Below are 23,574 nucleotides of genomic sequence, written 5' to 3' on the forward strand. Positions count from 1 at the left end.
CACTCCATTACATCGAGCTGTATTTATCACGCAGCTGCTGACGAACAAACTCAGCCACGGTGTTAAAGATAAATGTAAAAATAAACAGAACAAATGCAGCTAAGAATAAGATTCGATAGTGCGAACTACCCACTTCTGATTCCGGCATTTCGACGGCAATATTTGCGGCCAATGTACGCATACCTTGGAAAATACTCCAGTCCATAATCGGTGTGTTACCCGTCGCCATTAGTACAATCATGGTTTCACCTACCGCACGGCCAAGACCCATCATCACGGCGGAGAAAATACCAGGGCTAGCAGTCAGTAGTACCACGCGCACTAGAGTTTGCCACTGCGTCGCCCCTAGAGCTAGAGACCCATTTGACAGGTGCTTCGGCACACTAAACACCGCATCTTCCGCGATAGAGAAAATAGTTGGAATAACCGCAAAACCCATTGCGATACCCACAACTAAAGAGTTACGTTGGTCAAACGTCAGGCCTAACTCATTGGTTAGATACTGGCGCACGTTCCCACCAAACATCCAAGCCTCAATGCTGTCACTGATAGCAAATGAAAGCCAACCGACGATTAATACAACAGGGATCAACAATATTGAATGCCAACCATCAGGTAATAGATGGCGAATTTGCTTTGGTAGCTTGGTCCAACCAAATGCCGTTCCTAGAATTGCAAGCGGTAGCATTATGAGTAGTGCAACAATAGCTGGTAAATGCGCTTCAATCAGTGGCGCTAACCATAAGCCAGCAAGAAAGCCAAGAATTACTGTCGGAAGCGCTTCCATTATCTCAACGGTTGGCTTCACCACTCGGCGTAGCTCTGGTGACATAAAATATGCTGTGTAAATCGCTGCTGACAGTGCAATTGGCACAGCAAATAACATCGCATACATCGCAGCTTTAATGGTACCGAATGAGATTGGGACTAACGAAAACTTAGACTCAAAGTCATCACTGGCAGACGTAGATTGCCAAATATACGCAGGCTCTGGATAACCTTCATACCACACTTCTTGCCATAGCGCTGACCAAGTCACTTCAGGGTGCTCATTGTGTAGCTCAACCACATTTAACGTATTACCTGAAAGTAATAACGCAGCGTTTGAACGAGGAGATACAGCAAAATGTTCAATTGCACCATCTGTCACTTTACCTTGCCATAAATGTGCTTCGCTGGTGGTATAATACAAGCCTAGCTCGCCTGTATCTGTGGTAGTAAAGAAAGTACGACGGTAGAATTCGCTAAAGATATCAACTTGTGCACCCACAACACTCTCAAAAGCACGAATTTTGGCAAATTGACGACCTTGCTCTGTATTGACTTCAAACCACTGTGAAACTTCACCATTATCATTGCTGATCATCAGTGAGTTAGCACCCGCTAACAGATTCATATTCACTAAGTTGGCATTTTCTTCGTTTGCTGCCAACAATTGAATTTGCTCTACTTCGTCGGCAAAACGTGTGTCAAATACATAAATTTGATTTGCGGAGCGTATAAATACACGTGTCGTATCTGGTGAAATCAATATCTCATCTACACGCCCTTCAATCGGCAGTAAACTGCGCTCAACTGCCCATTCTATCTCGCCAGAGAACATATTTTCTTCAGCGCTGAAAGATGCAAAAATAACACGCTTATCCGCCATTTGTGCGATGACAGCGGTTTTATCTTCATAGTGGCTAAATGCAAACTGCTTAATGGCTTGCCCTTGCTCATCAACGACTAGCTGCACGCCATCTAAGGGATAGCTCAGTCGCGGCTTCATCACACGCTGGTTGCCAGGGAAAGAGATTAAAAAACTTGGCTTAACCAGTTGAACTTGACCATTATCCAAGCCGTATGCATAAATGCCTAGAAAAGGTGCACTTTGAGCAAAGCTACTAACTTGACCATCTAGCTCAACGGCTAATGAGCTAAGTTGCTCACCGGTTTTGTCACCTTTGATCTGATAGAAGTCGACTTGGCCAGCACTATCTAGTAGATAAGCTATTTCAGTTTGCTCCTCCATGCCAAGGCCCAGGTAAGCTTTTTCACTCTGTAGGGCTAATTCGGTACGCTTAGTCACACTTGCAGATTCAAAAATCGGCTGTACAACATAAAGTAAGTAGAAGAAGATCAATAGCAAAGCAACCAATACCATCACCCCACCCGAGGTAATGCCAAATTGGGCAAAGCGGTCTTTAAAGAGACGGCTTCTATCCGTTTTGAAGGACGGTTTTTGCGGATTGGAAGTCATCAAAACACCTTTTTATTATCAAGTTGCGGCGCATTATATTTCATCAAGATGACAGTTATGTTACATCAGCCATGATGATTTTGTGCCTTTTTTTAACTTTTATTACGCCTGCGCAAATCCTACTTTGAATGCACTGTATTTTCATTTGCATTTGTTTACAAAGCGAATGTCATCTTATTGGAAAAATCTGCCACATTTACTAGGCTTAACAGGCGATAGATCGCTTTTCCACCACCGCCAAAAGGCATTTAATAATAAGAGACATGTGATATGAAGCAGTTAGTATTAACACTTATAGGTAAGGACCGGCCTGGTCTCGTTGAAGAAATATCTGCCACAATTTTTCAGCATCATGGTAACTGGGCAACCAGTAATTTAAGCCACTTAGCTGGACAATTTGCAGGTATTATACTCGTTGAAGTTGCAGAAGAACATTTGCAAACCTTGCAAGACGCTCTTCACGCATTACCAGAGCTTGAAGTCCGTATAGAGCATGGCGAACATAGCCAGCCAGAATCTCAAATTGAAAAACTAAACTTGGTGATCACAGGTAATGATCGCCCGGGAATAATCCAAGAGCTTTCGAGTGTGATCCGCCACAAAGGCGCCAATATCACGCACTTGAATTCAAGGCAACAAAGTGCACCCAACTGGGGTTTGCCCATATTTAGTGCATTTGCCACAGTAAGTTTACCGCCAGGAATGGATAAAGAACATGTTGTGGACGCCCTGGAAGCTATCACCAGCGACCTGATAGTTGATGTTGAACCTGACTAATCTTTGATTCTAAATAACCCAATATTTCAATTACATTCTAAACTTTATATGGCAGGAAGGTTTACCACTGCCATATATCTCTTTTCTGCATAGCTTGTACCCAATGTCATATAAGTGTCACATTCTGGACATACTCTAGAATAAGCTATCGTTACTACGGAATGTAAAATGCACGCACTATCTAGCGACCCTAAAGCAATCAGCTTTTTTGCCAAAGAGCTTAGTTGGCTGTCATTTAATGAACGAGTCTTACAAGAAGCCAAAGATAAAAATAACCCGATTATTGAGCGTATTCGCTTTTTAGGTATTTTTTCTAATAACCTTGACGAATTTTTTCGTGTCCGTGTCGCTGATGTAAAACGCCGCATACTTTTGAGCAATTTACCCGATGCTAATTTTGAAGAAAACGAAGCTCTTTTAAATCAAATACAAAAAAAAGTACTGTCTTTAGGAAAAAAGTTTAATCATATCCACAAGCAAATTTTCACGGATTTGAATGCGCACAATATCCATGTAAAACAGCCCGAAGCGCTTTCGGATTTTCATAAGGTTTGGCTACGCGACTACTTTAACGATCAGGTTTTACAGCATCTATCGCCAATCTTGCTGACCGAAAATAAAGACTATTCAGATCTTATCAACGATACGATGACCTATCTGTTTGTAGAAATGCGTAACGACAATGACAAACATCATCACGCCCTATTAGAGCTGCCAACCGATCGCCTCGATCGTTTTGTTATTTTGCCACCAGAAAAAACACGTCGGCAAAAAACCCTGATGCTACTTGACGATGTGGTTAGATATCATCTGCGTGAAGTGTTTAGTAACTTCTTATCCTTTGAGCATATAGAAGGCTATGAAATCAAACTGACCCGTGATGCTGAGTACAACCTCGATGATGAGCTAGAAGAAGGTCTGTTAGACAAAATGTCCAAAGGCCTCAAACAGCGTTTATATGCAGAGCCGGTTAGGTTGACTTATGATGAAGCCATGCCTGATAGCATCATGAAGGTGATGAAAAAACGTTTGGGCGTGACACAGCAAGATGCGTTGATCCCTGGTGGCAGCTATCGTAACTTTAGAGACTTTATCGCTTTTCCTAATGTTGGTAGAGGCTATTTAGAAAATAAACCTTTACCCCCCCTAAAAAGCAGCGCGTTTGACAAACATGACAGTGCATTTAAAGCGATTTCTGAACAAGATGTATTACTTTACTATCCATACCATACCTTTAATCACATGCTGGAATATGTGCGCCAAGCGGCATTTGATCCAAAAGTCACACAGATAAAAATCAATATTTACCGTGTTGCAAGCCGTTCACAACTCATAGCTTCACTTATCAATGCAGCTAAAAATGGTAAGAAAGTCACCGTGATGGTCGAATTAAAAGCACGTTTTGACGAACAGAACAACATTGAGTGGGCTAAAATGCTCAGTGAATATGGCATCAAAGTCATGGTTGGTCTACCTGCACTGAAAGTACACAGTAAACTTTGTGTGATCCACAGAAAAGAGAAAGGCCAAATCGTTAAATATGCTCATATTGGGACTGGTAATTTCCACGAAAAAACCGCACGAATTTACACTGATTTTAGCTTGTTCACAAAGCACCCGGAAATCTGTAATGAGTGTGACGATGTATTTAAATTCATTGAAACCAGCTATCGCCCTTTCAGTTTCAAGCATTTAATGATTTCTCCGCTCAATGCTAGAGAAAAAATTTATTCGCTTATAGAGCAAGAAGTAGCAAATGCGCGCGCTGGAAATACAGCTCGTATTACTGTTAAAGTCAATAACTTAGTAGATAAAGAGCTGATAGAAAAGCTCTACAGCGCCGCAATGGAAGGTGTAAAGATTCGCATGATCATTCGTGGTATGTGTGCTTTAGTTCCAGGCATTGTAGGCTTTAGTGACAATATTCGCGTGATCAGCATTGTCGATCGTTTTTTAGAGCACCCAAGAGTCATGGTATTTGAAAATAATGGCGATCCTCAGGTTTATATTTCTTCCGCGGATTGGATGACACGTAATCTAGATCACCGTGTTGAAGTTGGCGTGCCTATTTATGACGACGCATTAAAACAGTTGATCATTGATACATTAGAACTACAATTTCGAGATCGCGTTAAGGCGCGCTTGATAGACGGTGAACAAAAAAATAATTATGTAAATCGTGGTAATAAGAAAAAAATTCGCTCACAGATCGCCATATACGATCACATTAAAAAATGGGAAAGCAGTAGGATTTAACATGACAACATACCCCTCTTTTGCAGCCATTGATTTGGGCTCAAACAGTTTTCATTTAGTGGTAGCAAGGGAGGTGGACGGTCGGTTGCAAATTCTCCATAAAGAGAAACAGCGGGTGTATTTGGCTGCTGGCCTCAATCAAAATTTCGACCTCGACGATGCAGCTATCGAGCGAGCAATGCATGTATTAGCACAATTCGCAGCAACTCTAAAAGGGTTTGAGAAACAAAATGTTGAAGTTGCGGCCACCTATACACTGAGAAATTGCAGCAATCTTCGCACCTTCCTCAAACAAGCAAAATCCGTTTTTCCATACAAAATCAACGTCATTTCTGGTCAAGAAGAGGCAAGGCTTATTTACCAAGGTGTTGCCAACTACATCCATGACGAAAACAACCGCTTAGTGATCGATATTGGTGGTGGCAGCACAGAAATCATCATTGGCAAACATCAGCATCATAAATTACTGACCAGCCGTAACATTGGCTGCGTGACCATGAGTAAACTTTTTTTCGAAGATGGAAAGCTGTCAGAGAAACGCTTTAAAAAGGCCATCATCCATGCCGAACAAAATATTGAGGCCATCACAGCCAGTTACTCCAAGGCTGGCTGGCAAACGTGTTTAGGTACCTCAGGTACGATAAAAACACTCGCTGCTATTAATGAAGAATTATTTACCAATAAAACGTTAACTTTGGCGTCTTTAGAGTTGATCCGAGCTTACTTTGTTCAAGCTCAGTCACTTGCTAACATTAATCTAAAAGCGTTACCTGAAGAGCGCAAGTCGAGTATTGCAGGGGGGCTTGCAGTGCTGATCGGTGCATTTAACCAGCTGAATATTGAACAGATGGTTTACTGTGATTATGCTTTGCGTGAAGGGTTGCTGCACGAGTTGGCCCAAAATGCAGAATTCGATATTCGCACTCGAACTATTACCTCTTTTGCTGAGCAGTATGCAGTTGATACCTTGCATGCACAGAATATTTGCCACACCATCACACGTCTATTCAAAGCCGCTAGAGTACACTGGCAATTAGAGAGTTTAGACCTTGAAGTGTTGCGCTGGGCAGTACAACTACATGAAGTTGGCATTGCGATAAACTCTTCGGGTATTCATAAACACAGTGCTTATGTTGTGAGCAATAGCCAACTGCCAGGCTTTACGCAAGAACAGCAACAGCTGCTCGGTGCACTCATTCGATTCCATCGAAAAAAAATCAAACCCTCGGAACTCAATACACTCGTTGAGTTGGAGTCGCAAGGCCAGTTTGCCAAACTGCTCACCTTATTACGACTGGCTATCCTCTTTCATCAAAAGCGCCAAAAAAGCCAAGTGCCTGACTACACGCTTTCAGTTACCAATAGCACTGTAGAATTGTCATTTGATCAAAGTTGGTTTGAACAACATAGTTTGTTTGCAGCAGATCTTGAACAAGAACAGATATATTGGAAAAGCTTACCACTGTCGCTTTGTATCAACACATACTGTGCCAAATGACAAAAAAGCGCGGTAGGTTCACAGCGCATTAGTTTTCGTGCGGGTCCAAATCATCTCGCGCCACAGCGAACATTTCATCGCCATACGCACGGCTCTTAAGGATCAAGTCAAATAGCACTTGTACATCGGTGGCTGGGCGAATGGCGTTCAAAATCAATTCCGCTTCAGTCAGATTATTGCGCTCTACCTCAATTGCAAGCCGAAGTGCACCACCAATTAACCCTTTATAACTTAGCAGTGCACTGCTTAAGTCTGGATCGAGCGAAAACTCGTCCACCACAACGGACAACTCTACATCTAATATGGCATCCAATACAGACATCAAACCTATAAGGTAGCCCTGCTCAGCCATTTCTTCGCCACCAGGGGCCAAAAATAACTCTAAAAACTTAGCCCGATTTAAGCCTAACTTAGTTAGCTCTGTCGGCTTATCAGCACCAAGCTCACTCAAAGCAAGTACTTTCACAAACTGACGTATTGCATCTTCACCAAGATAAATGACGGCTTGAGATATCGAGCGGATCTCAATACGATCTTCACCCGCTTTGGCATTTGCAAGGCGTAATACACGTGCAGTCAAACTCAAATCTTTCGATACGCGATCTTGCACTTCTTTAAAGCAGAGCGACTTTTTCGCAGTGCAACGTAATAAATCAAAGACCGCGAGTTTAGAGGGTTCAACATTGCCGTGATTAAGCATTTCAGGTTTGGCGAAGAAAAAACCTTGAAAATAGTCGGCCCCCGCACTGCGAATGAAGTTAAATTGCTCTTGTGTTTCAATTCGCTCAACAATCACTTGCAAGTGCGGATATTGACGCTTTAGCTTTTTAACCATCATGGTTGTTTTGATGATAGGCAGCTCGACTTCAATCTTCACAAAATCGACCAATTCCAACAGCGGTTGCCAACGAGGATCGCCATCATAATCGTCAAGCGCAAAACGATAACCTACTTTTTGGAGTTTCGTAACTGTAGAAGTCAAACTATCGATATCTTGGGAACGTTCAACAATCTCAACCACTAAGCCTTGTGGACTCAATAGCTTAGGAAGTTCTTGGATCAAGGTTTCGTCAGAGAAGTTAACAAACGCCAGCGCGCCTGCGGCGAGTCTGTCTAAACCAATAAACAGCAGTGAATTAAAAAAAAGCCGACCCGTCGCTAACCCATCACTGATGCCACTGGGAAACACATTATTGTGGGAGTCCCTATATAGCAGCTCGTAGGCATGTACCTGTAACTCGCCATTCAAGATAGCTTGGCGAGCGATATACTGAACGGCATTTTTTTTTACCTTGGCAGTTTCACTACTCATTAACATCCTTCACTCTTGCACGCATTTCTGGCATCCATAGCTTCAGCATATGAAAAGTTCGCCAGCGGAGCAAATAAAATCCAACCTGATCTTGGTTAAGATCAGGAGACCAAACAGCTGGGGTTACTCACCAACCAGTTCAATACTGCGAAATGCCCCTTCATCAGCAGCTAACTCTTTAACCAATTCGGGCAGTACACTATCCATAGTTTCTTTAAGCACATAGGGAGGATTAATAACTATCATGCCTGATGCCGTCATACCTCGCTCCTCAGTATCTGCCGAAGTAGCCAATTCAAATAATTGGATATTTTTCACGCCAGAGGCTATCAGTTCAGCTTCCATTTGATCAATACGAGCTCGGTCAACAACTGGATACCAAATCATGTATGTACCCGAGGTGAAGCTTTTATGCGCTTTTAAAATCGTTTTAACCGCTTTTTGGTAGTCTGTTTTTATTTCGTAAGGCGGATCCATCAACACTACAGCACGGCGAGACATTGGAGGAACCAGACCGAGGAGACCTTTGAAACCATCTTCCCCCTTTACACGCAATGAACGTTTATGTGCCGTGTTTTTTTGCAATATCGGCAAATCTTGCGGGTGCAATTCAAAGAACCAGCCTTTGTCTTGTTTGCGTAGGTATTGTTCGGCCACTTTTGGCGAGCCAGGATAGTAGGCTAAGGCGCTCTCGTTAAAGCCTTTTACCATATCTAAGTAGCGAATAATTGCCTCGTTACTACCTGCATAGTGCATAAGGCGTCCTATCCCATCTTCAAACTCCTGGGTCTTTTGTGCATCACTGGAAGCCAACTCAAATAACCCAGCCCCAGAATGTGTGTCTATATAGTCAAATGGCTTATCTTTGCGTGTCATGTATGAAAGCACTTCAGCCAATACTAAGTGCTTGATTACGTCTGCCGGATTACCAGCATGAAAAGAGTGTCTATAACTGAGCATAATATGCCTTATTCACTGACTATAAGTGGTTTTTTGAAAATTCGTCTCAAATCCGTGCGGCCGAAATCTGACCACTTTAATGAATAACAAATGAACAAAATACGAAGTTATCGGAATTATCTCTCAAAACGGCGCAAAAATCAGTATAAAGCTACGCAAATACTGGTAATAAAGCCCACTTTGCTTTACATTTGCATGACAAAACACAGTGATAAGAGCGCATTTAAAATGAACGATATTCTTCCACAACTCGAACAACTGGTAGATCAGCTTATTGGCAAAAATGAGCAACTAGAGCAGCAAATCAATCAATTGAAAGAGCAAAACAGCAAATTAGTTGATGAAAATGAGACGTTGCAGCTAGAGTTACTTGAACGCGAAGAAAAGCAAAAAGAAACCAGCACAACACTCAGCAGCCTACTTGATAAACTTCAGAGTGCTCATCAGGCGAGCTAATGACAGATAAAGTAAGCCAGGTGGCTGTTACCTTACTTGGTAAAAGTCACCAGTTTTCGTGTCCTGAAGGTCAAGAGCAAGCGCTTGTCGATGCTGTTGAGCTGCTCAATTCACGTGTCGATGAAATGAAACGCAAAGATACAGTTCGCACAGATCAAAACGCCCTACTAATGGCTGCTCTGCACCTATGTCACGATTTTCAGGCACTGGAACAAGAGCAACAATCGGCGAGAACAAAAAGCAACCAGCTAGTTGAGCGATTAGGCGCCCATTTAGGGGCTAAGTAACATGCCATCAAGAATCGGCGTTGGCCTCTTTATTCTGCTGCTCCTTCCTATCCAATCACTCGCTGCCACATGGCATCAAATAGACAAACATACCACCTTAATTGAACCGGCTAAACAAGCCAGTTATTTACTGCCCAATCAAGCACTTATCCAAGGAGACAAATGTGCTGCGTTAGTCGACAGTCATGGGGACTTCGTTGCGATTGAGTTGCTTGTTGCGCAAATTCGCTCGAAGCTCACGGTGCCACTTTGTTACGTACTTGCCACCAATTTAGACCTAAAGCAATTGTCTGGTGTGATGTTACTGCAAGGCGCGTTTCCCGAAGCGGTTATTTATACAGCCAAGTACACACATGAAAACACCCAACTCAATAGTGCTCTAAAACAAGAAATTGCACAAAAATTACAGGGGTTTGAACAAAGTTTAAAACTGAGTGAGAAACGCATTACTTCTGCACCTGAGTCTGCACAACTCGATTGGCATGCAAAATTACAACAAGCCAAACAGAGATTGGTGCGCTGGCGCACACTAAAGTCCCCTAAAATTACAGAAATTGACAAACCACTCCATTTAGAACTAGGAAACTTTGCACTGCACGCAAAACCTTTGCATGGATACAAAGGCCGCGGGTTATACATCCAGGCTCCAAAAAATGGGGCCCTTTACGGAGGGCATACTGTCAACCCCTTACCCTACGTTGCACAGTCGAACACCCTAGCATGGTACAACACACTGCGTTCAATTGAACAATCCGATTCGTTCAACTGGATATTACCCAGTTTTGGCAAACCCTATAAAAAGTCACAACTTCATCTACCGATTGCTTTTTTAGAGCTACTTAACTCGGCTCATACCCCACAACAACTCAATGAGTTACGCCAAGTTTATCTAAAGCATAACGTCTCCTCAGAACAGTTTGATGCATATTTTAAACAGGCACTGAAACAAAAATAACACGCTAGTTTTTGAACAAATAACCATCAACAGGTATAGTACTGATCATGAGCTATGCTACTTCAACTATCGAATACCCATTGTGGTTTCTTGTGCGTTACTTTTATGAAGTATAAAAATCTATGTGTAATATTTTGTTTTTGCGTCACTTTAATGAGCGTAATAGGATGCAAGCAAACACCTACCCAAAGTGCATCCCATCAAGATGTGCTGAAAGATTTATTGACGCAAAAAACATTTAAGTCTGTACCTGAAGCTATTGAAAATACTGTTGAACCGGAGCCTGAACCACCAAAACCGTATAAAGCGCCTGATATTTGGCAGCACATCGCGCAAAATCTCAGCTTTGAGCAGACTCCACACCCACGCCTTAAAACCAGAGTAGAATGGTACCTCTCTCAACCTGAGTATTTACTAACGGTGAATCGCCGAGCTTCACCTTATCTATACCATATCGTAAAAAAAATAGAGCAGCGCAACTTACCGCTTGATCTCGCTCTTTTACCTTTTGTTGAAAGTGATTTCCGCCCTCTTGCAGTATCACAGCAAAGCGCTGTTGGCGTTTGGCAATTAGTTGATGCTACTGCCTACCATTTTGGTTTGCAAAGTAATGATTGGTACGATGGACGCCGCGACGTACTGGCATCCACAGATGCAGCATTATCTTACCTACAGTATCTGCATAAAACCTTTAAAGGTAATTGGCTACATGCCATTGCTGCTTACAATACTGGTGAAGGACGTGTAAAAGCGGCGATAAAGCGCAATCGAGCAGCTGGTAAAAGTACGCATTATTGGCACCTAAAACTGCCCAAAGAAACAGCTGATTATATTCCAAAGCTGCTGGCACTGAGTTATTTGCTCAAGCACCCCCAAACAGGGTTCAAGCGCCCAAATTTAAATAACACACCTAGTACAACAATGTTGGATGTTGGCCAAGCCTTTAATTTTGGTGTACTCGCGCAGTTACTCGACATTGATAAACAAAAGCTTCACGACCTGAATACCGGCTTTTTGCGACACCAAAGCCCAGAGCAAGGCCCCCATAAAATACTCGTTCCACTCTCAGAAAAAGCGCTGATGCAAAGCCCGTTTTATCGTGAGCAGTTTAGTCGCAGCTACAGTGTGAAATTAAACGACACACTCTATGGTATTGCACGCCAGTTCGGCACCTCGGTAAAAAAAATAAAGCAGCTAAATAATAAACAAAGTAACCTCATTCGAGTTGGCGAAACACTGTTGATTAACCGGGCAAACTTAAACCGTTCTCTGACTGTTGACTACCAAATAAGCCCGTACTTAGAACAGCAAGCCATACCTAAAAAGCCCACCATTGAACATCATCATACAATTGTTTCCGGCGACTCACTGTGGGATTTAAGCCAGCATTATCAAGTGCCATTAAAAGACTTACTTGATTGGAATAACTTGCAAGCTGCTAGTATTTTATCTCCAGGCAAAGTGCTGATATTACATCTACCAAGTCAAGCCAATCCACAACCAAAGGCGCACACCAACGAACCGAGTTATTTAGACGTCTTGGAAGGTGCTCTACAGCTCAAAGAAGTGCCTAAGACAAACCAACCTAACTTGCCCCCTGACTAGGGGCTAGCGTAGAATACGGGCTCACATCAAAGAGATATAAAGAGCACATATGCAAATAGCAAAAGATACCGCGGTAGAGTTTCACTACACGCTGACAGAAGGCACTGAGCAAATTGAGTCAAGCACGAGTGGAGAACCACTGAGCTACCTGCACGGCCAAGAAGGCATGTTACCAGGCTTAGAACAAGCGTTAGAAGGTAAAACAGCTGGTGACAAGTTCACTGTGACTCTTGAGCCTAAAGACAGCTACGGCGAATATCAAGAAGGTCTAGTACAGCGAATTCCAATCAAGCATTTGCAAGGTCTTGGCAACAGTAAAGTTTGGAAACCTGGCATGACAGCCATTGTCGACTCGAATCAGGGCAGACACCAAGTAACTATCGTAAAAGTCGGTCGTTTTAATGCTGATTGCGATCTGAACCACCCATTCGCAGGTAAAACTTTGACATTTGATGTAGAAGTTGTGAATGTTAGAGCTGCAACAGCCGAAGAACTTTCCCACGGCCACGTTCATGGTGCGGGCGGCTGCGGACACGATCACTAAGGAAAATATATGCAACCTGTTGCCATCATCACTGGTGGCAGCTTCGGCATTGGTAAAGCCATTGTTGAGAAGCTGCAAAGCCAAAACTACCGAGTGTTTAACCTCGACATTGCCCACAGCGAAACAGGTGAATTTCGTCACTGTGACGTCAGTCAAGTTGAGCAAGTTAAACAGACAATTGCTGAAATTGCCGCCGAAACAGGCCACATTGATGCGCTCGTTTCAAATGCAGGTAAACACCTCAGTGCCACCATAGAACAAACTGACGAAGCAACACTGGATGCACTTTTTGCACTTAACGTAAAAGGCGCATATGCGGCGGTACAAGCTGTATTACCGAGTATGAAAACACAACACAGTGGCAAAATAGTGTTGATTTCTTCAGATCAAGCACATGTTGGCAAGCCAAATTCATTTGCATACAACTTAACTAAGCACGCGCTGGCTTCTATGGCTAAAACAACGGCATTAGATTACGCGCAGTATAATATTCGCGCAAATGCTGTTTGCCCAGGCACCATAGAAACGCCTCTTTTTCACAATGCCATTGATAAGTATTGTGCTAAAAGTGGTGCTGATAAGGCCGAGATTATCGCGGAAGAGGCGGCACTACAACCTTTAGGACGACTCGGTCAACCACAGGAAATTGCCGCTCTGGTTGCATTTTTACTGAGTGACGATGCTGCCTTCATTACTGGCAGCTTACAAACCATAGATGGCGGTTATACGGCACGCTAATGAAGATTATCGACCCACATTTGCATTTTTTTGACCTTGAAAAAGGCCAATACCAATGGCTCAAGCACAATCCACCTGCTTGGAATAATATTGAACAGATAAAACAAAATCACTTACCATCGGACCTGCAGGATATGTCTTCGGTTTCAGTGGCAGCATGTGTTCATGTTGAAGCTGGGTTCGATAATAGCAATCCGATTAACGAGCTCCAATGGCTGGAAAGTGTCGTTCCACCATTACCCTATAAAGCGGTCGCTTACGCTAAAATAGATAACCCTCCAGAGCTGTTTAACGCGGCGCTTAAAAAACTACACCATCCCAGTTTGGCGGCAATACGAGATATTACAGAGGGAGAGGATGCCGAGCGCCTACTGTCTCCTAATGTGATCCGAAACATACAGCATTTAAGCGAGTTAGGTTTGCACTTCGAAGCACAATTTGAAGTTCATAATAGTGCGGTCAGTGAACACTTGTTCGAGATACATCAAACGCATAAAAATAGCCGTTTAGTCATCAACCACGCCGGATTTATGACTTGCCGTGACAATTGGCAGGACAATATTGAAAAGCTCGCAAAGCTGAACAACTGCTTTATTAAATTTTCAGGTCAAGAGCTGCTTGATGCACCAATGAACCCACAACAACAACTCGACGTTTTGTTAACGCAGTTTGGACCGACACGCGTGATGCTTGCATCAAATCACCCGGTGTGCTTAATCGAGCATGACTATCAAAGGCAGTGGGCGCACTATTACGAACTGGTACAACAAATTGATCCGACGCTTTGGCAAGCGCTAAGCTTTGACAATGCCAAACGCATTTATGGATTTACACTTTAAGAGCGGATCTGGACCAAATCAAATGCGGCTAAACTTGGCACAATGACCTGTAAGCGCTTTTCTGTTTCGTCCAGTGTATTGAGGCACTCGCAGTATTCATTGGCCTTAACTTCAAGCTGGGCGGCTTTTTGCTGTAAAGATTTGTCAATTTCTTTAGAGATGATCTCCATGCGCTGTCCCATATCCGAGAATCGACTTTCAATATTACCTTCTCGAGATTTGAACGCATCACCCACTGATACCAAAATAGCGCCTAGTGAGCCATGCACTGCGGAGTGAATTTTTCCGCTGATCTCCTTGGTAAAGAAGTCGTCAATTTTGGAGAGTGATTGAGGAGCAATATAATAGAAGTCTTCTCCGCGCTTGAATTTGTCCATCAACGCACGTTCAACGTATTGAAGTTGTGTTTTTAGTACCTCAGGGTTGCTATCTGACATCCCCTCGACCACTTGCTCAATGGCGCTCAGGCCAAGGTTTACCCCATCGGTAGCAAGGTTAACTAGCTCGGGTACAGTATCCCGGATCCCCTTTGCATACTCTTGTAATACTTGAGTTTCCTGCGCATTGAGCTGCACCCAAAGCCCACGGACGAGAAGCTGGTTGTCATTGTTGATTTGAACACGTGTTTGGCCATTGTCTAAAATGCGGATCACCGAATCAGTGATAATTAAACCATGCCCTAACTCTACGTCACATTTATCATCAGCATACGCAATACTCGAAGCCCCAAACAACAACGAGAACAAAACAGACTTAGTGCTAGATATAGACAACTTCATACTACCCCCATACGTAATAGCATGAGGGTAGCAAATTTTAATTTTTAACCAAACTTATTTTTCTGATTGCGGGCAAAATGTATATCGCATTAATCGCACAAACGCGTCTGAAGTTTTACTACTTGATCTATCATTCAATCCATCGGCAAATTGGTATGTCCAAGCCCGTGATATATCTTTTGCGTAAGTCGTACTGGTCCAATAGTTACCACTGTGATTACCTAAAAAGACAGTAGCGTTAATCGCTGGGTCTTCACAGCTGCGCTCCACAATAGTTGCCAGCTCTTTAACATTTGGTACCTGCCAGTCATCATGACCTCCTAAGCGGCTATTATTTGCTGCTGTTAAAGCCTGCTGCCAATTAAGCTGCTGCTCCTTATTATCACAACTCCCTGTTTCTGCGTTAAATACAAAGCCAAAAGTACAACGTTGCCACATAATATCCGTCTTGGTGTCACACACTGTACCATCTTCATTTACGATAAATCGCTCGTCAGGCGTAGACAGTGGGACAGATGTATCCGAGGCACATTGCTGAGCAAATGCTACAGAGCTAAATAGGAAAGTGGCTATTAAGAGTTTAATTTGCATTTGCATTTCCTCGTACAAGTCTTACATATGCGGTTTGTGCTTTTGCTCTAGGCACGTCATTTCCTGTAATCATATCAATTACATAAGCTCTGGTAAGGTTAGCATCCAATCCATCGGTTCCCCCAACCGCCGTTTGATTTGTCCAGTAATATAAATGTCCCTGTATTGCTTCATCTGGCATGTTGGGGAAAAATGCGGGATCTAATACATGGACGCTGTTTCGACCAAAATCGACGATGCTCATCAGCTCGGTATAACTTGGTAAGCGCCAAGTATTACCGCCACAATAACCACCAGCCAGCCCATTGACACTATTGATAAACGCTTGAATACCACCCGCTACATTTGTATTAAATGTCCACGTATAATGGTTTTGCGCATAGCGAATTGACGTCGCAGTTTGATCTTTCACTTCCCAAACTAGCCCTGTGATGTTATCCCGCACACAGCTAAATGTCGGCGCATCATCTTGCAGCTCTTTGCCGTCTGCATCCAGTTTAGTAAAGTCAAAGGCTAGATTGCCAGATCCCTCTTTAGAGATCACTTGTGCAACGCTATCTCTACCTAACTCAGCATCCTGCCTTGGAAATGAACTGTCGCCACACGAAATGGCTGTAGAATTGTTGTAGCAGGTGCTCGAACCACTGTCATTCAGGTTACTGAGTGGTTTAGGCAATATATCAATCCGAACTTCATCATCACCACTGCGATTAGCGGAGTCTGTCACCGTCACTTTAAAGGTAGCAAAGGTATTTTGTTCTTTATCAGGGGCTTGAAAAGTCGTTTTGCATTCGGTGTTATTGGCAAGAGTGATAGCGCTGCCAGTGCTGGATTGCTGCCAGTTACACGTATATTGCCCGTCAACCGTGACACTTTTGGTTGCGTCTAACGTGACTGTATCAAACTCAAGTACCTGTTGATCTTCACCGGCTTCGGCTAGCACAACCTCATCATTTTTAGCCAGAGCAACACTGATATCCGTTGTTGTACTGCCACCCTCATCATCAGTGACTGTTAAGCGCCAAACCGCAGTTTGTGTTTCAGCTAATAAAGGGTGTACAAAACTTAAAGTGACCTTGCCCGTATCTTCCACAGATATGTTGCTTGGCCCTGAGATCAATTGCCATTTATACCCTACCACCTGTCCGTTTTCATCGGGGTCACTCGACTCAGATGCCGACAAAACTATTGTATCTTGATATTTTGACGACTCTTCCGGCGCAGTTTGCTTTACAACCGCAACAGGCAACTGGTTATTAGATGTAATATTGACATTCAGCGTATCGCTCACCAACTCGCCATTTGGCGCAAGGTAGTCAACTTTCAGCACAGCAAGGCTGTTGCCTTTTACATCTGGTGCAGTGACAGTCAGCTCTTCCCCAGTTTGTGGAAAACCATCAAAAGACGGGCCTGATGTGACCTGCCAGTTAAATGTTCCTCCAGTGGGTGAAGCTGCTGCTTTAAGCGTAAATTCGTTCTTTTCGATGACAGTGACATCTTGTCCTGCATTGACACTGGCTCTGACAACTTCTTCATTTGAGCCACCTGAACCTCCACAGCCACTCAACACCGTTGAGATGGCCATGACGACAAGCGATTTTTTTAGCATTACAACTCCTAACTGACTACCTCCGTGTCATGTTAGAGGTAGCTATCTTGATGGATACGAACAAATAACTTAGTGCCAACCTTACTGTAATCTACTTTATATTCACGACCGTCTAATGACTGAATAAAAAGCAGTCGCTTAACTTCGCTGAATACGTCTGCACTTGAAATTTGCACCACCTCTAAATAGCGCTCTTTAGCTTCCCGGCGATTTCTCGGTAACTCTTCTTTAAACGGCACTAAGCCCGTGGCTGTTACCTTAATCTTTGGGTGGCTTTCCGCATTCACGATCACTAAATCGAGCTTTTTATCTTTATGGATAATGGTATTACGACCACTTTTAATAAAGGCTCTATCGAAGCTCATGTATATATCCTGTTACTTCATCTAGCGGTGGCAATTTGCTCATGCAAATCTTTGACCACCTTTTCTGGTGTTAACTTCCAGTGGTTTAAAATATTAGCAAATTGCCATATATCCCTGTCTAAAACATTCGCAGGTAAGATGAGATCGTACCCAGTAATCGTTTTAAGATTTTGCATCCTATTTGCAAACATGGCCATCAGGCCTGTATATGAGCGCCCATCCGGCGATTCATAGCAGGTTTCTTCTATCAGCCATTCTGATGGACAATTGCCATTTACGCAATGTATTTTAACAGCTTGTAAAAAAATATGCCGCTGTTCTATTAATAGCTTCCCAGCCAAACGGGGGGTCAGCTCTATCAAAAACTCATCAATATTGTTTAGTTTAATACCTACAGCATTTAACTCAAGGTTTTCAACTCCTTGTGTTACAAAAGGGACACCGCTGGAGTGAAAATTCTTATGAGAAACATGCATAACGCCATATTTATGGACATAATTGAGTGTAATGGCGCTCATTTCAATACTGTAAAAAGGCTGCTGACTTTTTAAAAAGCCCAGTAATATCGAGCAAATAGCAGCTGCTGCAAACGCCAACTCTAATATCGTAGGTGGCGTAGCTCGCAGCGCAACAAACACAATAATAATAACAAGGCAGATACCACCCGCGAGCATAAACTCGATACTGTGACGATTGGCTGTCGCTCGCAGTGATACTTTATGCATAGTAGAACCACCAATAAAATATCAGCATTGCAATCAACCACACGAATAGTTTTCGTAATTGCAGACATTTTTTACAGGGTTTTACTTTACGCATTTTCGTAACCTTTTGGGTACACAGTAAGGTGTCTTGTTATATTTTCGTTTAATACACAAATATACAAGATATCCGCAATTTTCTCCCTCAAGAATTTTTGTACACTAATCATCTACAAATAGTGAGATTAAATTATGCGTGCAAATCAGTCGGGCAAAGCCCTTTTTCCTACCCTTATTTTAATGCTAATTGCATTGTGCGGCTATCTCTATTTTCCCGCAACTCAAGGTGAGCAATCAAATCGTGCCAGCAGGGCTGTAGAAGTCTCTGTTCATACCGTTACCCCTCAACATCGCGCAGTAACCGCTGAAGCCATTGGTTCTGCTCGAGCCAACCAAGCGGTCGACATTACAAGTTCACACAGTGATTATATCAGCGACATTTTATTCAGCGATGGTCAATCTGTAACACGTGGACAAAAATTAGCGCAGCTGAACAACAAAGAAGAGCTTTTAGCTGTCAAAGAGTTGACTATCAATTTAAAAGAACAACAAAGACAGCTGACCCGTTTAACAGAGCTAGCCAAAACACAGTCTGCCGCTCGCTCTCAGCTTGATGCACAGCGCTCAACAGTAGAGGCGCTCAGTACTCAACTTCAAGCCACGAAACTCAAGCTCTCGGAAATGACGATTTACGCGCCCTTTGATGGCGTATTAGGAAAGCGCTTGGTATCAATTGGCAGCTACGTAAAAGACAACACACCGCTGACCACCTTAGACGACATCAACACCATCAAAGTAGATTTTCAGCTCCCAGAAAAATACTTAGCAAAATTAACTTTGGGTATGAAGACCAGTGTAGTGAGTGACGCATATCAACAACAGTTGTTTTGGGGACACATTTCTCACATCGACCCACGTATTGACGAATCCACCCGCAGTATTCAAGTTACCGCCAGTTTCGACAACGCTGAAAATCACCTTCGTCCGGGCATGTTGCTCAACGTCGCAGTGCAACTGCAACAAGTGAACGCTTTAATGGTGCCAGAAAAAAGCCTGATCCCAAGGCAAGACAAGCATTTTGTGTATATTGTTGAGGACAATAAAGTTAAACAGCAACAGATCACCTTGTTAAATCGCTTTTCCGGCTGGGTTGCGGTTAAAGGCATCGAGTCGGGGCAGTTAGTTGTGACCGAAGGCACAACTAAAATTCGCAGCGGTAGCCAAGTTACGGTAAAGGGGTAAAGCGTGAAGATCACTGATACGGCCGTAAAGCGCCCTGTTTTTGCTATTGTCATAAATTTACTGCTGCTTACTTTCGGTATTGTGGCTTTTACCATGCTGCCTCTGCGTGAATACCCAGATATTGAAACCCCCATAGTCAATGTCAGCACAGATTACACGGGCGCGTCAGCAGCTGTAGTCGAAGCCAAAATAACTCAAGTGCTTGAGAACCGTATTTCTGGTATCGAAGGTATCAAAAGCATTAATTCATCGAGTCGCAATGGACGCTCTAACATCACCATTGAGTTTAATATTGATAGAGACATTGACGCCGCAGCTAACGATGTTCGTGAACGAGTTTCTCGCGCACTAGATCGACTCCCCGAGCAGGTTCGCCCTCCAGAAGTGTCTAAGTCCAGCGACGATGAAAATGCCGTAGCTTGGTTTGTACTCAATAGTACGTCAATGGATACACTGCAACTCTCAGACTACGCTCAACGTTATATAGTAGATCGTCTAGCCGTTGTTGACGGTGTCTCCCGAGTACAAATCGGCGGAGAGCGAAGGTATGCGATGAAAATTTGGCTTGATCGCAAAGCTATGGCCGCCAGAGGTGTGACAAGTAGCGATATAGAAAATGTGTTACGTAGAGAGAATGTTGAACTGCCCGCTGGTGAAATTGAATCATTAGATCGTGACTTTGCCGTGCGGATCGCACGTAATTATACCTCTCAAACCGATTTTGATAATCTTGTTATCAAACGCGGTGAGAATGGCTACCTGATCCGATTGAACGAAGTTGCCAAAGTATCTTTAGAAGCGCAAGATGAAGAAAGTACATTCCGCGGCAATGGCAACAATATGATAGGCCTTGGTATTGTAAAGCAAGCCAAAGCTAATACTCTTGAGGTAGTTGATAACGTTAAACAAGAACTTATTGCTATTAAACGTAACCTACCTGAAGGCACTCGGATAGAAGACAGCTACGACTCCTCTATCTTTATTCGCGAATCGATATCGGAAGTATACCGAACACTCGCCATCGCTATGGGTTTGGTGGTACTGATCATTTTTATTTTCCTCGGTAATATTCGCGCAACCTTGATCCCCGCGGTCACGGTGCCCGTTGCCTTAGTAGCAACCTTCATGTTTTTGCTGGCAATGGGTTACTCTATTAACTTGCTAACATTATTAGCATTGGTTCTCGCTATTGGCTTAGTTGTGGACGATGCCATAGTAATGTTGGAAAACATTCACCGCCGAATAGAACAAGGTGAACCAAGGTTACTTGCCGCATTTCGCGGTGCTCGAGAAGTAGGTTTTGCAATTATCGCAACCACGTTAGTCTTAGTATCGGTTTTTGTACCGCTCGTCTTTATGGATGGACGTATTGGTGCGCTATTTACAGAGTTCGCGCTGGCAGTCAGCGCTGCGGTTATATTTTCGAGTATCACTGCCCTTACATTATCACCCGCTCTTTGCTCAAAAGTACTCAAACAGGGCCAAGAAGGCCGCTTTTCACAGTGGATGAACCAACAGTTTGGTAAGCTGGAGCTAGGCTACCAAACGGTACTAAAAAATAATATTCATAGCCGATATGGGTTGATATTAGTGCTAGCACTTTCAGTTGCCGCCAGCTATGGACTCTTTAAGCAAATTCCCTCTGAACTTACACCCAAAGAAGACCGCGGCACCTTTTTTATCATGATGAATGGCCCTGAAGGGGCGAGTTATGAAAATAACGCTGCAAATATGGCACAAATAGAACAGCACTTAATGCCTTATTTGGAAAACGAAGAGCTCAGCCGCGTTTTAGTTCGCGTGCCTGGGTGGGGTAACCGGGGTGGTGTCGCTATCGTGGGCATGCCAGATTGGGATGAGCGCAAACGCTCAACCTGGCAAGTCATGTCTGAGATCAGTGGCAAAATGCAACAAGTTACTGACGTCAGAGCATTTGCGATCATGCGCCGTGGCATAGGGGGTGGCGGCTCTTCCCGTCCAATTGAGTTTGTATTGCAAGGTAATGACTATCAAGAGTTAGCTGCATGGCGAGATCGCATTTTTGAACGAGCCCGCAACAATCCGGGGCTAGTCAGATTAGATCACGATTACAAAGAAACCTTCCCACAGTTTCTAATCAGTATTGATAAATTAAAAGCGGCTGATTTAGGTGTATCAAGCAATGATATTGGCCGCACGCTTGAAACCATGTTAGGCCAACGACGTGTTACAACATTCATTGATCGTGGCGAAGAGTATGACGTCATCCTAAAGGGAGAAAAAGCGGATTTTAGTGCGCCTACAGATATCAATAATGTCTATGTTTCCTCACGTACCGGCCAGCTTGTACCACTAGATAGCCTGATCACAGTCAAAGAAGAAGCGACGGCGGCAAGACTCAATCGCTTTAACCGCATGCGTGCAATCACGATTACTGCAAACCTTGCACAAGGGTATACCCTTGAACAAGCTCTTGATTTTTTAAATCAAGTCGCGGCAGACGAAAACCATACTGATGGTGTCATCGACTATAAAGGTGAATCACAGCTTTTCTATGAAGGTGCATCGGCAATGACCTATGTCTTTATTTTGGCCTTGGCTGTGACCTTCTTGGTACTGGCCGCGCAATTCGAGAGCTTTGTTCACCCGTTAGTAATTATGTTAACCGTACCACTTGGATTGATAGGCGCAATGCTAGGTCTATACTTTAGTGACAGCTCTTTAAACATTTACAGTCAAATCGGTATTGTTATGTTAATTGGCCTCAGTGCTAAAAATGGTATTTTGATTGTTGAATTCGCAAACCAGCTGCGCGATAAAGGAGTCGCGTTTGAACAAGCCATTATTACCGCAGCGACTCAACGATTGCGGCCCATCATCATGACCTCTCTTACAACCGTTATGAGTGCCATTCCGCTAGTTCTCGCAACGGGCCCAGGCTCTGAAAGCCGTATGGTAATTGGTGTCGTGGTATTTGCTGGTGTTAGTCTAGCTACAATTCTTACCTTGTTTGTGATACCAACTGCTTATAGCATACTAGCTAAACACACACGCTCACCAGAGCATACCGCTATTGCACTTGGTGAACAGCAACAAGCATACCCTCATCGTGAGCAAAACGAAGGAGTTGATTAATGAGCAAGCTACATTTGGCCACGTTTGGTGGTGGATGTTTTTGGTGTATTGATGCCGCCTTTCGCAAAGTTAAAGGCGTCACGGCAGTCACCTCAGGTTACAGTGGTGGTGACACACTTAATCCGACCTACAAAGAGATCTGTTCAGGTACAACCAGACATGCGGAAGTAGTGCAAATGGAATTTGATGCCGAACTGATAGCGTTCGAGACATTACTTGAGATGTTTTTTACGCTTCATGACCCGACACAATTGAACCGGCAAGGAAATGATATCGGGACTCAATACAGAAGTGTGATTTTTTATCACACAGATGAACAGCAAGCGCTCGCACAAGCGCACATTTGCGCAATTCAAGCACACTATGAAGCGCCCATTGTGACAGAACTGAGTGCAGCTGAGATATTTTATGATGCTGAGCAATATCATCAAAACTACTTTGATGAAAACCCCAACCAAGGATATTGCAGTATTATGATAGCGCCAAAAGTTGCCAAGTTTGAACAGCGATTTAGTGATTATTTTGACCCATCCTAGTATGGGTTGACACTTTTTATGTCAAAACGCTCGATGAATTTCATCGGGCGTTTTGTACTTTAAGGCTGTGTGTGGCCTTTTCTGATTATAGGTTTCAACAGACTGCTT

At 43.4% G+C, this 23,574-nt stretch carries 22 protein-coding genes; 13 read left to right on the forward strand and 9 right to left on the reverse strand.

Annotated features, from left to right (window positions below; all coding sequences use genetic code 11):
• Positions 1-7: 7 nt before the first annotated feature.
• Complete coding sequence (locus tag QNM18_RS07895) at positions 8-2,242, reverse strand: ABC transporter permease subunit (RefSeq protein ID WP_284136811.1); 2,235 nt, start codon at positions 2,240-2,242, stop codon at positions 8-10.
• Between the two features lie 270 nt (positions 2,243-2,512).
• Between QNM18_RS07895 and QNM18_RS07900 the strand changes: the two genes are divergently transcribed.
• The 3 genes from QNM18_RS07900 (at position 2,513) to QNM18_RS07910 (ending at position 6,773) form a co-directional block, all read left to right on the forward strand.
• Positions 2,513-3,019 carry a glycine cleavage system transcriptional repressor gene (locus tag QNM18_RS07900; RefSeq protein ID WP_211012004.1) on the forward strand — a complete coding sequence of 169 codons (507 nt, stop codon included), beginning with the start codon at positions 2,513-2,515 and terminating at the stop codon, positions 3,017-3,019.
• 168 nt (positions 3,020-3,187) lie between these two features.
• Positions 3,188-5,275, forward strand: a complete 2,088-nt coding sequence (gene ppk1 / locus QNM18_RS07905) for a polyphosphate kinase 1 (protein WP_284136812.1) — start codon at positions 3,188-3,190, stop codon at positions 5,273-5,275.
• A 1-nt stretch (position 5,276) separates the two neighbouring features.
• Positions 5,277-6,773 (forward strand): Ppx/GppA phosphatase family protein, encoded by a 1,497-nt coding sequence (locus tag QNM18_RS07910; RefSeq protein ID WP_211012002.1) that lies wholly within the window; start codon positions 5,277-5,279, stop codon positions 6,771-6,773.
• Between the two features lie 28 nt (positions 6,774-6,801).
• Here QNM18_RS07910 and QNM18_RS07915 read toward each other — a convergent pair whose 3' ends face one another.
• Together QNM18_RS07915 and QNM18_RS07920 are read right to left on the reverse strand one after the other, a co-directional pair.
• Positions 6,802-8,091 (reverse strand): EAL and HDOD domain-containing protein, encoded by a 1,290-nt coding sequence (locus tag QNM18_RS07915; protein WP_284136813.1) that lies wholly within the window; start codon positions 8,089-8,091, stop codon positions 6,802-6,804.
• Between the two features lie 117 nt (positions 8,092-8,208).
• On the reverse strand, positions 8,209-9,045 hold the full coding sequence (locus QNM18_RS07920; protein WP_211012000.1) for a 23S rRNA (adenine(2030)-N(6))-methyltransferase RlmJ: 837 nt from the start codon (positions 9,043-9,045) through the stop codon (positions 8,209-8,211).
• Positions 9,046-9,273: 228 nt separating this feature from the next.
• Here QNM18_RS07920 and QNM18_RS07925 point away from each other — a divergent pair, with 228 nt between their 5' ends.
• The 7 genes from QNM18_RS07925 to QNM18_RS07955 all read left to right on the forward strand — a co-directional run bounded on the left by QNM18_RS07925 (position 9,274) and on the right by QNM18_RS07955 (position 14,469).
• Positions 9,274-9,501 (forward strand): hypothetical protein, encoded by a 228-nt coding sequence (locus QNM18_RS07925; protein WP_023397427.1) that lies wholly within the window; start codon positions 9,274-9,276, stop codon positions 9,499-9,501.
• Positions 9,501-9,788, forward strand: coding sequence for a cell division protein ZapA (locus QNM18_RS07930; protein ID WP_284136814.1), 288 nt, complete (start codon positions 9,501-9,503; stop codon positions 9,786-9,788). Before QNM18_RS07925 ends, QNM18_RS07930 begins: the two co-directional genes overlap by 1 nt.
• 1 nt (position 9,789) lies before the next feature.
• Complete coding sequence (locus tag QNM18_RS07935; protein ID WP_284136815.1) at positions 9,790-10,743, forward strand: hypothetical protein; 954 nt, start codon at positions 9,790-9,792, stop codon at positions 10,741-10,743.
• A 153-nt stretch (positions 10,744-10,896) separates the two neighbouring features.
• Positions 10,897-12,348: a transglycosylase SLT domain-containing protein gene (locus tag QNM18_RS07940; RefSeq protein WP_284136816.1), complete on the forward strand. Its 1,452-nt coding sequence runs from the start codon at positions 10,897-10,899 to the stop codon at positions 12,346-12,348.
• Between the two features lie 49 nt (positions 12,349-12,397).
• Complete coding sequence (locus QNM18_RS07945; protein ID WP_211011996.1) at positions 12,398-12,892, forward strand: FKBP-type peptidyl-prolyl cis-trans isomerase; 495 nt, start codon at positions 12,398-12,400, stop codon at positions 12,890-12,892.
• A gap of 9 nt (positions 12,893-12,901) precedes the next feature.
• Entirely contained in the window at positions 12,902-13,630 is a 729-nt protein-coding gene (locus QNM18_RS07950; RefSeq protein ID WP_284136817.1) for an SDR family NAD(P)-dependent oxidoreductase, read from the forward strand.
• The gene (locus tag QNM18_RS07955) at positions 13,630-14,469 is read left to right on the forward strand and encodes an amidohydrolase family protein (RefSeq protein WP_284136818.1); all 840 of its coding nucleotides are present in this window, start codon (positions 13,630-13,632) and stop codon (positions 14,467-14,469) included. Before QNM18_RS07950 ends, QNM18_RS07955 begins: the two co-directional genes overlap by 1 nt.
• Here QNM18_RS07955 and QNM18_RS07960 read toward each other — a convergent pair.
• Genes QNM18_RS07960 through QNM18_RS07980 form a run of 5 tightly spaced genes read right to left on the reverse strand, consistent with a single transcriptional unit; the run spans position 14,466 to position 18,538 of the window.
• Positions 14,466-15,248, reverse strand: a complete 783-nt coding sequence (locus tag QNM18_RS07960) for a YggN family protein (protein ID WP_211011993.1) — start codon at positions 15,246-15,248, stop codon at positions 14,466-14,468. The two genes, QNM18_RS07955 and QNM18_RS07960, sit on opposite strands and share 4 nt — an antisense overlap.
• A 54-nt stretch (positions 15,249-15,302) precedes the next feature.
• Positions 15,303-15,839 (reverse strand): Lcl C-terminal domain-containing protein, encoded by a 537-nt coding sequence (locus QNM18_RS07965; RefSeq protein WP_211011992.1) that lies wholly within the window; start codon positions 15,837-15,839, stop codon positions 15,303-15,305.
• Positions 15,829-17,448, reverse strand: a complete 1,620-nt coding sequence (locus tag QNM18_RS07970) for an Lcl C-terminal domain-containing protein (protein WP_211011991.1) — start codon at positions 17,446-17,448, stop codon at positions 15,829-15,831. Before QNM18_RS07970 ends, QNM18_RS07965 begins: the two co-directional genes overlap by 11 nt.
• Positions 17,449-17,480: 32 nt before the next feature.
• Entirely contained in the window at positions 17,481-17,813 is a 333-nt protein-coding gene (locus QNM18_RS07975) for a hypothetical protein (RefSeq protein WP_211011990.1), read from the reverse strand.
• A 17-nt stretch (positions 17,814-17,830) separates the two neighbouring features.
• Positions 17,831-18,538, reverse strand: a complete 708-nt coding sequence (locus tag QNM18_RS07980) for a DUF2982 domain-containing protein (RefSeq protein WP_284136819.1) — start codon at positions 18,536-18,538, stop codon at positions 17,831-17,833.
• Positions 18,539-18,766: 228 nt separating this feature from the next.
• On the opposite strand from QNM18_RS07980, the gene QNM18_RS07985 reads away from it, so the two are divergent.
• From QNM18_RS07985 to msrA, 3 genes are read left to right on the forward strand one after another with little or no spacing between them, the layout of a single operon-like run.
• On the forward strand, positions 18,767-19,816 hold the full coding sequence (locus QNM18_RS07985; protein ID WP_284136820.1) for an efflux RND transporter periplasmic adaptor subunit: 1,050 nt from the start codon (positions 18,767-18,769) through the stop codon (positions 19,814-19,816).
• A gap of 3 nt (positions 19,817-19,819) precedes the next feature.
• On the forward strand, positions 19,820-22,930 hold the full coding sequence (locus QNM18_RS07990; RefSeq protein WP_284136821.1) for an efflux RND transporter permease subunit: 3,111 nt from the start codon (positions 19,820-19,822) through the stop codon (positions 22,928-22,930).
• Entirely contained in the window at positions 22,930-23,466 is a 537-nt protein-coding gene (gene msrA / locus QNM18_RS07995; protein WP_284136822.1) for a peptide-methionine (S)-S-oxide reductase MsrA, read from the forward strand. The genes QNM18_RS07990 and msrA overlap by 1 nt, the downstream gene beginning before the upstream one ends.
• A gap of 21 nt (positions 23,467-23,487) precedes the next feature.
• Here msrA and QNM18_RS08000 read toward each other — a convergent pair.
• The coding region (locus QNM18_RS08000; protein WP_284136834.1) for an integrase core domain-containing protein at positions 23,488-23,574 on the reverse strand (87 nt) is incomplete at its 5' end.

Origin of the sequence: Pseudoalteromonas obscura (genome assembly GCF_030135505.1) — a bacterium.
Lineage (GTDB): Bacteria > Pseudomonadota > Gammaproteobacteria > Enterobacterales > Alteromonadaceae > Pseudoalteromonas > Pseudoalteromonas obscura.

What these genes read in the sequence shown, in the direction of transcription:
- QNM18_RS07915 (WP_284136813.1), bottom strand. Translation starts at nt 8,091, where the DNA reads ATGTTAATGAGTAGTGAAACTGCCAAGGTAAAAAAAAATGCCGTTCAG.
- QNM18_RS07895 (WP_284136811.1), bottom strand. Translation starts at nt 2,242, where the DNA reads ATGACTTCCAATCCGCAAAAACCGTCCTTCAAAACGGATAGAAGCCGT.
- QNM18_RS07900 (WP_211012004.1), top strand. Translation starts at nt 2,513, where the DNA reads ATGAAGCAGTTAGTATTAACACTTATAGGTAAGGACCGGCCTGGTCTC.
- QNM18_RS07945 (WP_211011996.1), top strand. Translation starts at nt 12,398, where the DNA reads ATGCAAATAGCAAAAGATACCGCGGTAGAGTTTCACTACACGCTGACA.
- ppk1 (WP_284136812.1), top strand. Translation starts at nt 3,188, where the DNA reads ATGCACGCACTATCTAGCGACCCTAAAGCAATCAGCTTTTTTGCCAAA.
- QNM18_RS07965 (WP_211011992.1), bottom strand. Translation starts at nt 15,839, where the DNA reads ATGCAAATTAAACTCTTAATAGCCACTTTCCTATTTAGCTCTGTAGCA.
- QNM18_RS07975 (WP_211011990.1), bottom strand. Translation starts at nt 17,813, where the DNA reads ATGAGCTTCGATAGAGCCTTTATTAAAAGTGGTCGTAATACCATTATC.
- QNM18_RS07985 (WP_284136820.1), top strand. Translation starts at nt 18,767, where the DNA reads ATGCGTGCAAATCAGTCGGGCAAAGCCCTTTTTCCTACCCTTATTTTA.
- QNM18_RS07980 (WP_284136819.1), bottom strand. Translation starts at nt 18,538, where the DNA reads ATGCATAAAGTATCACTGCGAGCGACAGCCAATCGTCACAGTATCGAG.
- msrA (WP_284136822.1), top strand. Translation starts at nt 22,930, where the DNA reads ATGAGCAAGCTACATTTGGCCACGTTTGGTGGTGGATGTTTTTGGTGT.
- QNM18_RS07910 (WP_211012002.1), top strand. Translation starts at nt 5,277, where the DNA reads ATGACAACATACCCCTCTTTTGCAGCCATTGATTTGGGCTCAAACAGT.
- QNM18_RS07935 (WP_284136815.1), top strand. Translation starts at nt 9,790, where the DNA reads ATGCCATCAAGAATCGGCGTTGGCCTCTTTATTCTGCTGCTCCTTCCT.
- QNM18_RS07920 (WP_211012000.1), bottom strand. Translation starts at nt 9,045, where the DNA reads ATGCTCAGTTATAGACACTCTTTTCATGCTGGTAATCCGGCAGACGTA.
- QNM18_RS07970 (WP_211011991.1), bottom strand. Translation starts at nt 17,448, where the DNA reads ATGCTAAAAAAATCGCTTGTCGTCATGGCCATCTCAACGGTGTTGAGT.
- QNM18_RS07925 (WP_023397427.1), top strand. Translation starts at nt 9,274, where the DNA reads ATGAACGATATTCTTCCACAACTCGAACAACTGGTAGATCAGCTTATT.
- QNM18_RS07955 (WP_284136818.1), top strand. Translation starts at nt 13,630, where the DNA reads ATGAAGATTATCGACCCACATTTGCATTTTTTTGACCTTGAAAAAGGC.
- QNM18_RS07950 (WP_284136817.1), top strand. Translation starts at nt 12,902, where the DNA reads ATGCAACCTGTTGCCATCATCACTGGTGGCAGCTTCGGCATTGGTAAA.
- QNM18_RS07940 (WP_284136816.1), top strand. Translation starts at nt 10,897, where the DNA reads ATGAGCGTAATAGGATGCAAGCAAACACCTACCCAAAGTGCATCCCAT.
- QNM18_RS07930 (WP_284136814.1), top strand. Translation starts at nt 9,501, where the DNA reads ATGACAGATAAAGTAAGCCAGGTGGCTGTTACCTTACTTGGTAAAAGT.
- QNM18_RS07960 (WP_211011993.1), bottom strand. Translation starts at nt 15,248, where the DNA reads ATGAAGTTGTCTATATCTAGCACTAAGTCTGTTTTGTTCTCGTTGTTG.